The sequence below is a fragment of the Pelagibacterium sp. genome (assembly GCF_035555455.1).
Lineage (GTDB): Bacteria > Pseudomonadota > Alphaproteobacteria > Rhizobiales > Devosiaceae > Pelagibacterium.
The window spans coordinates 48,252-56,399 of the sequence record NZ_DATMGM010000046.1; the positions used below are offsets into that span (position 1 = coordinate 48,252).

Consider the following 8,148-nt stretch of genomic DNA (forward strand, 5'->3'; position numbering starts at 1 on the left):
GCTAGAGTGCATCCCAGCTGTCTGAGTTCTTCATAGCCGAGAAGTAGCGCCAGAACATCAGCGCTGCGGCCCCCCGGTGGGGCGACCAATCGGCGGCGCGGGCGATCATCTGCTTGGTGGTGGGCCGGTCGGGGAGGGCAAAAGCATGGGCGACGGCCTTTTGCAGGGCGAGGTCGCCGGAGGGGAAAATATCCGGGTGGCCGGCGCAAAACAGCAGATAGATCTCAGCGGTCCAGGGACCGATGCCCTTGAGTTGTATGAGAGTTTCGATGGCTGCGTTGGCTTCCAGCCTTTCGATGGCAGCGAAATCGAGCGTACCGTCGGCGATGGCAAGGGCGAGGCCGCGAATGGTTTCGAACTTGCCGCGCGACAGGCCGGTCTGACGCAATTGCGCTTCGTCGAACCCCAGATACGCCGCGGGGGTTGTGGCCCCCAATGCCTCGACGCGGCCCCAGATGGCGCGGGCGCTGGCGACCGATAATTGCTGGCCGCAGATGATGCGGGCCATGCCGGCAAAGCCGCCGGGGCTGGTGCGCAGCGCGATATCGCCCGCCCGCTCGATGGCTATCGCCAGCCGCGCGTCGCGCTTGCCCAGGCCGTCGAGATGGGCGGCGAGCGAGGCGGGGGTGTCGAGACGGGCTGGAGCGAGGCCGTGGGCCGTGCTAGGGGCAGCAGGTGAGGAACGAGGGCGAGTCATGTCGCTTCCATCTCAAACGATTTTTCGCTTCGCGCCAAGCCCGAATGGCAGGCTGCATCTGGGGAACGCCTATTCGGCGCTCTATGCCGACCATTGGGCAAGAGCCCTTGGCGGGGTTGCACTGCTGCGGATCGAAAACATCGACACCACCCGCTGTCGACCCGAATTTGCCGCGGGAATCCTTGAGGATCTCGAATGGCTTGGCCTGATCTATCCTCGTCCCATCCGGCGGCAGTCGGACCATCTGGAAGAGTATCACGCGGGGGCGGAGCGCCTGCGCGAGATGGGGGTGCTCTATCCGTGCTTTTGCTCGCGCAGCGAGATCAGGGCGCAGGGGCTGGCACAGGTCGATCCGGCGGGCGCGCCGCTCTATGCGGGACGGTGCCGGAAGCTTTCAGAGGCCGAGCGCCGGGCAAAGCTGGCGGCAGGGCACCGGGTAGCGTGGCGGCTGGATGTGAGTCGGGCGCTGGAGCTGGCGGGGGAAGTGATGATCCGCGAGGCGATGCCGGACCCCGGCTGTCCGGTGATCTCGCGCCCGGCCCAGCCGGAGCGCTGGGGGGACGTGGTACTTGTCCGTAAGGACATTGCCGCGAGTTACCATCTGGCGGTGGTGGTCGATGATGCGGCGCAGGGTGTTACGCATGTAACGCGGGGGCTCGACCTTTATCCCGCGACTGACATTCACGTTCTGCTGCAGGCGCTGCTCGGCCTGCCGGCCCCGATCTATACCCATCACCAGTTGATCCGGGATGAGGAGGGGGAAAAGCTGGCCAAATCGCGCGGATCGGAACGGGTCGCCGATTTGCGGGCCGCCGGATGGAGCGCGGCGGCGGTGCGGCACCGTCTGGGATTTTAGCCGAAACTGCGCTGTGCGACCGTCGAAATTGCCTTTTCATGGGGTGTGCCGAAATTTTCTCCCAAAATCGCGTCGAGGCGCGGGTCGGCCAGGCCGAGTTCGTGATCCCAAATATAGCGCATCTCGACCAGACCGCGGATAAGTGGGCTGAAAACGCCGATGGCGCGCAACATCGCCCAGGGATAGTTGGTCTGTTTGAGACGGCGATGGGGCACGGCCTTCTGGATGGCGGCGAAGGTCTGGTTGGCGGTGGCGAGATGCCCTCGGAAATGAAAAGTCTCAAACGCATCAAAGGTTTCGCGCTGACCGGCAAGGGTGACAAAGGCGCTTGCGAAGTCGGGGAGATAGGCCCAGGCGTTGGGAATCCGGCGCTTTGGGTTGAGGCAGACTTTGTCTTTTTGGGCCTCGCGCAGGATAAGCTGATCGAAGAAATCACCGCCGAGCGGGGAGCCGTAGAAATTGCCGGCGCGCAGGATAATGGCGCGCATCAGGCCGGCGTGCGAAGCGGATTCCAGCTGTAATTCCATGGCCTTACGGATGGTGCCGCGATAGGTTTGCGGGTGCTGGGGCAGGGCGGGGGTGATGATCCGGTCGGTGGCGGAATAATTGTAGATATTCCCCGGAAAAAGCATTGTTTTTCCGTGACTTACGGCGATGGCGCGGGTCATCAGGGCCTCGGCGGCCCCATTGCCCCATTGGTGATAGGGGAGGTTGAGGGCGTTGAGGACCACATCGGAACCTTCGACGGCGCGGCGCAAATCATCGGTGGACTCCGCGTTTCCAACAATAAATTCAATGCCTTGGATGGGATGGCGGTCGGCGCGGGCAAAGCCCTTTACCGTCCATCCGGCGTCGCGAAAAGCGAGGGCGGCAGCATGGCCGAGGCCACCGGTGACACCCAGAATTGTGATCGAAGTTGGGGACAACGTTTGCCTCAAAATGACTGGAGTTGTGACGAGATCAGCATCAGGATGAGCGGAAAATCACCCTTGACGTTGGCAGTCTCTTCCATTCACATTCAGATGGGTATTGGCCAATTTTGCCTAAGAGGTATTCAGAAATGAATGATGGGCCGGACTGGGCGCTGTGGCGCAGTTTTGCCGCCGTGGCTCAACACGGATCGCTGTCGCGGGCCGGGCGCGCGCTGGGTCTGTCGCAGCCCACGGTCGGGCGGCATATCGAGGCGCTGGAAACCGCACTGGCGGCGAAACTGTTCGAGCGTTCGGTGAGCGGGTTGGTGCCGACCGAGTTGGGGCTGCGCGCCTATGAGAAGGTGCAGCGCGCCGAGCTGGCGCTGGCCGAAGCCGAACTGATGGCGGCGGGCGCGGTGGCGCATCCGGACGGCAGCGTACGGATTACCGCCAGTGTGGTGTTTGCCCATGCGGTGTTGCCGCCCATGCTGCGCGAGTTGCGGACGGAATTTCCCCGGATCGCGCTGGAACTGGTCCCCACCGATTCGCCGGAGAACCTGTTGTTGCGTGAGGCCGATATCGCCGTGCGAATGTTCCGGCCCACGCAAAGCGATCTGGTGGCGCGCAAGCTGGGCGAAACCGCGGTCGTCGCCTGTGCGCATGAAGCCTATCTCGCGCGGCGCGGGGTGCCCGCAACCGTTGATGATCTGCGCGCGCATGATCTGATCGGGTTCGACCGCTCCGACATGCTGATCGTGGCGGCGGCGCAACTGGGCGTCACGCTGCATCGCGACGATTTCGCCATCCGCTGCGACAGCCAGAGCGCGATGTGGGAGATGATCCGGGCCGGAGTGGGGATCGGTTTTGCACAGGAAAACATTATCCGGGACACGCCGGGGATGCGGGCGATCCCCTTACCGCTTGCGATCCCGCCCATGGAGGTGTGGCTGACCAGCCATCGGCAATTGTACACGGCGCGGCGGATCAGGGCGGTCTATGACCGGCTGGGAGAAATGATCGGCAATTGGCTGGGGCGCACTGGCGTCCAGCGTCAAAATGGAGCATGACCGCAGGGAGAGAAAGCGTCGTATAAGGGCGCGGCCAAACAGAAGAAAGCGGTGTCATGGAAGTCTTGCTCAACATCCTGATCTTTCTCGCCATCGGCTCGGTGACGGTGATCCTGGGACTGGGTCTTTATACCATGTTCAAGGGCGGATCGGCCAACACAAGCCAGAAGCTGATGCGGGCCCGCGTGATCATGCAGTTCGTTGCCGTCGCGTTGATGATGCTGGCGCTGTTCGTGTTCGGGCCGATGCGCTGAGAGGGCCGCCTGGTGGCGGGCGGATGAGCGGAAACGGAAGGAGCGCAGCGCCATGATCAAGATCAACAAGATTTACACCCGCACCGGGGACGACGGCACCACCGGGCTGGTGGACGGGCCGCGGCGGCCCAAGGACGATCTGCGGGTCGAGGCCTATGGCACGGTGGAAGAGGCCAATGCGGCGATCGGGCTGGCGCGGCTGCACACGCATGATCGGGCGCGCGTCGACCATACGCTGGCGCGGGTGCAGAATGATCTGTTCGATCTGGGTTCTGACCTCGCAACGCCCGGCCCGGATGCCGACCGGCCTTATACCGCGCTGCGGGCCACAGCGGCGCAGGTCGATTGGGTCGAAGCGCAGATCGATCATTTCAACGCCATGCTCGATCCGCTGCGCTCGTTCGTTCTGCCGGGCGGCACCCCGCTGGCGGCAGCGCTGCATCTGGCGCGTACCATCACCCGCCGCGCCGAGCGCATCTGCGTGACCCTGCGGCGGGCCGAGCCCGAGCTCAATGGGGAAACTGTGCGCTATCTCAACCGGCTGTCGGACCTGCTGTTCGTGCTGGGCCGGGTGGCGAATGCCAATGGCAGCGAGGACGTGTTGTGGGAGCCGGGGAAAAATACCGGCAGCAGCAAGGACGGGTAGGGGCTCGAAGTCTCCTAGGAAGGGGTAGAGGTAGAGGCGGCATGGAGGGGCCTCTCGGGTGCTGCCGGTTACTGGATCCCGGATCAAGTCCGGGATGACAGCGTCGGGGGAAGCGACTGACGTGCTGTTTTTCCCTTCTCCCGTGTGGGGAGAAGGTGCCCCGAAGGGGCGGATGAGGGGGCAGAGGATCGGCGGGGACGGTGGGCTGGGGGAGACTCAGAGCACCCCTCATCGGGCTTTTCGCTGTCGCGAAAACCCACCTTCTCCCTCAAGGGAGAAGGGGTAGAGGTGGCGTGAGGGGCCTCTCGGGTGCTGCCGGTTACTGGATCCCGGGTCAGGTCCGGGATGACAGCGTCGGGGGAGGGGGGCTGCGGCTATCTGGGAGGGGGCGGAACCGCCAGCGGCGTCTAGGTTCTATCTTCATGCCAAGCCATGTCTGCCATCGTCATCCCGGCCTCCGAGCCGGGATCCAGTAAACGGCAGAGGTGCGGATTGTGAGTAGCGACGGTGGGATGGGGGAGACTCTGAGCACCCCTCATCCGGCTTTTCGCTTTGCGCCCCAGCCATTCGAGCATAGCTCTCATGGCCTTCTCGCCTCCGATCGTGCCACTGGCACGATCGGCTAGCGGCTCGAAGTCTCCCTCAAGGGGAGAAGGGGTAGAGGCGGCGTGGGGGTGCCTCTCGGGTGCTGCCGGTTACTGGATCCCGGATCAAGTCCGGGATGACAGCGTCGGGGGAGGGGCGGCGGCTGGGGACCTTTCGGTCAGAGGGACAGGGCGGCTTCGATGACGCGGTGGCCGTCGGGGGTGTCCCAGTGGGCGGGGCCTTGCAGGACGCCAAGTTCGCATCCGCCCGTATCGACCAGCACGGTGGCGGGCAGGCCGAGCGTTACGGCGTCGTTGCGCAGGCGCTCGAACACCTTGTAACTCGGATCGGCGAACAGTTTGAGGTTGTCGGCGCCGATCTCTTCGAGGAACAGGCCGGCAGCGGTGGGGCCATCGGTGCCCATGTCGAGGCTGATGGCGACGACTTCGAAATCATCCCCGCCATATTTGGCTTCCAGCGCATCGAGATAGGGCATTTCCTCGCGGCACGGCGCGCACCAGGTGGCCCAGAAATTGACCAGAAGCGTCTTGCCGGAAAAATCGGCGAGGGTGAGCGGATCGCCATTGGCGTCCTGGAAGGCGAGGTCAGAATAATTGCGCCATTGGCTGGACGGCAGCAGCGCCGCAAGCTCGCCGCGCGCGGCGTCGTCGATGAATTGGGCGACCTCGGGACGGGCTTCACATGTCGCCGCACCTGCGGTGCTGCCATTGCTAAGCCAAACGCCCCCCGCTATAGCTACCGCCGCTACGACGAGGCCGGTTCCCAACATCACGGGGCGGGCCGAGCCGCGCTTTTTTTCATTCGTATCCATAACACTCCACTCGCAAAACACATTCAGAGGCGCCGATGAGCAATCGCATGTGGGGCGGCCGGTTCGCATCCGGGCCCGACGCCATCATGGAAGAGATCAACGCTTCGATCGGCTTCGACAAGCGCCTGTTCAGGCAAGACATCGAAGGGTCCATAGCCCACGCGACCATGCTGGAGAAAGCCGGCATTCTGACGCGCGACGACCGGGACGCCATCATCACGGGTCTAGAGACCGTGCGCGGGGAAATCGAGAGCGGCGCGTTCACCTTCTCGCGAGCGCTCGAAGACATTCACATGAATGTGGAGAACCGGCTGCGCGAACTGATCGGGGAACCCGCCGGACGGCTGCACACCGCCCGCTCGCGTAATGATCAGGTGGCCACCGACTTCCGGCTCTATGTGCGCGACGCGCTCGACATGCTCGCCGCCCAGGTCGAAACCCTGCAAAAGGTGATGGTGGACAAGGCCGAGACCGAAGCCGCCACCGTGATGCCGGGCTTTACCCATTTGCAAAGCGCCCAGCCGGTGACCTTTGGCCATCACATGCTGGCCTATGTGGAAATGCTCGAACGCGACAAGGGGCGGCTGCTCGATGCGCGGCGACGGCTCAATGAAAGCCCGCTGGGGGCGGCGGCCTTGGCCGGGACCAGCTTTCCCATCGATCGGGCCATGACGGCAGAAGCGCTCGGGTTCGACCGGCCCATGGCCAATTCGCTCGATGCGGTGTCGGACCGCGATTTCATCCTCGAAACGCTGGCGGCGGCCTCGATTGCGGCGATGCATCTGTCGCGGCTGAGCGAGGAACTGGTGATCTGGTCTTCGGCGCAGTTTGCCTTCGTGCGGCTGTCGGACAAGTTTTCGACCGGCTCGTCGATCATGCCGCAAAAGCGCAACCCCGACGCAGCGGAGCTGATCCGCGCCAAGGTGGGGCGGATTTTTGCCGCGTTCTCATCGCTGCTGATCGTGATGAAGGGGCTGCCGCTGGCCTATTCGAAAGACATGCAGGAAGACAAGGAAGTCGCCTTCGACGCGCTGGACAATTTCTCGCTGGCGCTGGCGGCGATGACCGGGATGATGGGCGACCTCACCGTCAATCGCGAACGGATGGCGGCGGCGGCGGGAGCGGGGTTTTCGACCGCAACCGACCTTGCCGACTGGCTGGTGCGGGCGGCCAATGTGCCGTTCCGCGACGCGCACCACATTACCGGGCGCGCGGTGGCGGCGGCGGAAGCCAAGGGGTGCGGGCTGGAAGGCCTGACCATCGAGGATTTCAAGGCGATCGACGAGCGGATCACCTCGGAGGTTTCCAAGGTGCTGGGCGTAGACAATTCGGTGAAATCGCGCACGAGCTTTGGCGGCACTGCGCCGCAGAATGTGCGGGCGCAGGTGGCGGGCTGGCGCGAGCGGCTGGGGGGGTGAACACTCCCATGGCTGGGCTTTTTGCCGTCTCAGTCCCCCTCATCCCCGGCCCTTCTATCTCAAGGGGAGACGGGGGAGTTTGGGGCCTGCAGACGGGAAAGAGCCGGGGCGCTGCCGGTTACTGGATCCCGGATCAGGTCCGGGATGACGGGTGTGGGTGGGGAGCCCTCTGAGGCTGACCACGCTCACCGGGGTCATCCCGGGCGAAGACCCGGGAACCAGTATGCTCAATGGTGCAAGGGGGCTCTTTGATGAGGGCCTGCGATTCTGGCCGGAATGCTCCACCGGATGAGGTGGCGGATTTCTCCGGAACCGGGGCAAGAGGCCGCATCTGGGCGGAGTGGGGAAAGAGCCGGTTGGCTGCCGGTTACTGGAGCCCGGCTCAAGTCCGGGATGACGGCAGTGGGGACCGTATGGGCGGGCTGTCGCTGTCGTGGACACAACATAAGACTTAAAGGCGCTGGGTGATGGTGCATCATTTTGAATATCGCGATGGGCAGATGTTTGCCGAGGATGTGGCGCTGGCCGAACTGGCTGAAGAGATCGGCACGCCGTTCTACTGCTATTCGCGGGCGACCTTCACCCGGCATATCAGGGTGATGAGCGAGGCGTTTGCCGGGATCGACACGCTGCTGGCCTATGCCATGAAGGCCAATTCCAACCAGGCCATGCTGACCATTGCGGCGCGCGAGGGGATCGGCGCGGATGTGGTGTCGGGGGGCGAGCTGGAGCGGGCGCTGCGGGCCGGGATCGCGCCGGAAAAAATCATCTTTTCGGGGGTGGGCAAGACGGCAGACGAGCTGGCGCAGGGGCTCAAGGCGGGCATCCTGTGCTTTAACGTCGAATCCGAACCGGAACTGGACCGGCTCGACCGGGTGGCGC

At 64.1% G+C, this 8,148-nt stretch carries 9 protein-coding genes; 6 read left to right on the plus strand and 3 right to left on the minus strand.

The features are described 5' to 3' along the window. Position 1: 1 nt before the first annotated feature. The gene (locus tag VNS12_RS09510) at positions 2-697 is read right to left on the minus strand and encodes a DNA-3-methyladenine glycosylase family protein (protein WP_325487589.1); all 696 of its coding nucleotides are present in this window, start codon (positions 695-697) and stop codon (positions 2-4) included. Here VNS12_RS09510 and gluQRS point away from each other — a divergent pair. Continuing rightward, positions 696-1,553, plus strand: a complete 858-nt coding sequence (gluQRS, locus tag VNS12_RS09515; protein WP_325487590.1) for a tRNA glutamyl-Q(34) synthetase GluQRS — start codon at positions 696-698, stop codon at positions 1,551-1,553. The two genes, VNS12_RS09510 and gluQRS, sit on opposite strands and share 2 nt — an antisense overlap. On the opposite strand, the gene VNS12_RS09520 is transcribed toward gluQRS, so the two are convergent. Then, positions 1,550-2,479, minus strand: coding sequence for an NAD-dependent epimerase/dehydratase family protein (locus VNS12_RS09520; protein ID WP_325487591.1), 930 nt, complete (start codon positions 2,477-2,479; stop codon positions 1,550-1,552). The genes gluQRS and VNS12_RS09520 overlap by 4 nt on opposite strands. Before the next feature lie 134 nt (positions 2,480-2,613). On the opposite strand from VNS12_RS09520, the gene VNS12_RS09525 reads away from it, so the two are divergent. From VNS12_RS09525 to VNS12_RS09535, 3 genes are read left to right on the plus strand one after another with little or no spacing between them, the layout of a single operon-like run. After that, positions 2,614-3,531, plus strand: a complete 918-nt coding sequence (locus VNS12_RS09525) for a LysR family transcriptional regulator (RefSeq protein WP_325487592.1) — start codon at positions 2,614-2,616, stop codon at positions 3,529-3,531. A gap of 56 nt (positions 3,532-3,587) precedes the next feature. After that, positions 3,588-3,785: a twin transmembrane helix small protein gene (locus VNS12_RS09530; protein WP_325487593.1), complete on the plus strand. Its 198-nt coding sequence runs from the start codon at positions 3,588-3,590 to the stop codon at positions 3,783-3,785. A gap of 52 nt (positions 3,786-3,837) precedes the next feature. Next, positions 3,838-4,431: a cob(I)yrinic acid a,c-diamide adenosyltransferase gene (locus tag VNS12_RS09535; RefSeq protein ID WP_325487594.1), complete on the plus strand. Its 594-nt coding sequence runs from the start codon at positions 3,838-3,840 to the stop codon at positions 4,429-4,431. A gap of 763 nt (positions 4,432-5,194) precedes the next feature. Here VNS12_RS09535 and tlpA read toward each other — a convergent pair. Continuing rightward, positions 5,195-5,848: a thiol:disulfide interchange protein TlpA gene (gene tlpA, locus VNS12_RS09540; RefSeq protein WP_325487595.1), complete on the minus strand. Its 654-nt coding sequence runs from the start codon at positions 5,846-5,848 to the stop codon at positions 5,195-5,197. Positions 5,849-5,883: 35 nt separating this feature from the next. Between tlpA and argH the strand changes: the two genes are divergently transcribed. Then, a complete protein-coding gene (gene argH / locus VNS12_RS09545; RefSeq protein ID WP_325487596.1) occupies positions 5,884-7,266 on the plus strand; it encodes an argininosuccinate lyase in 1,383 nt (460 codons plus the stop codon). A gap of 470 nt (positions 7,267-7,736) precedes the next feature. Further along, the coding region (locus tag VNS12_RS09550; protein WP_414693101.1) for a diaminopimelate decarboxylase family protein at positions 7,737-8,148 on the plus strand (412 nt) is incomplete at its 3' end.

Excerpts from the sequence above, each read along its gene's own strand:
- VNS12_RS09530 (WP_325487593.1), top strand. The coding sequence starts at position 3,588 with ATGGAAGTCTTGCTCAACATCCTGATCTTTCTCGCCATCGGCTCGGTG.
- gluQRS (WP_325487590.1), top strand. The coding sequence starts at position 696 with ATGTCGCTTCCATCTCAAACGATTTTTCGCTTCGCGCCAAGCCCGAAT.
- tlpA (WP_325487595.1), bottom strand. The coding sequence starts at position 5,848 with ATGGATACGAATGAAAAAAAGCGCGGCTCGGCCCGCCCCGTGATGTTG.
- argH (WP_325487596.1), top strand. The coding sequence starts at position 5,884 with ATGAGCAATCGCATGTGGGGCGGCCGGTTCGCATCCGGGCCCGACGCC.
- VNS12_RS09525 (WP_325487592.1), top strand. The coding sequence starts at position 2,614 with ATGAATGATGGGCCGGACTGGGCGCTGTGGCGCAGTTTTGCCGCCGTG.
- VNS12_RS09510 (WP_325487589.1), bottom strand. The coding sequence starts at position 697 with ATGACTCGCCCTCGTTCCTCACCTGCTGCCCCTAGCACGGCCCACGGC.
- VNS12_RS09535 (WP_325487594.1), top strand. The coding sequence starts at position 3,838 with ATGATCAAGATCAACAAGATTTACACCCGCACCGGGGACGACGGCACC.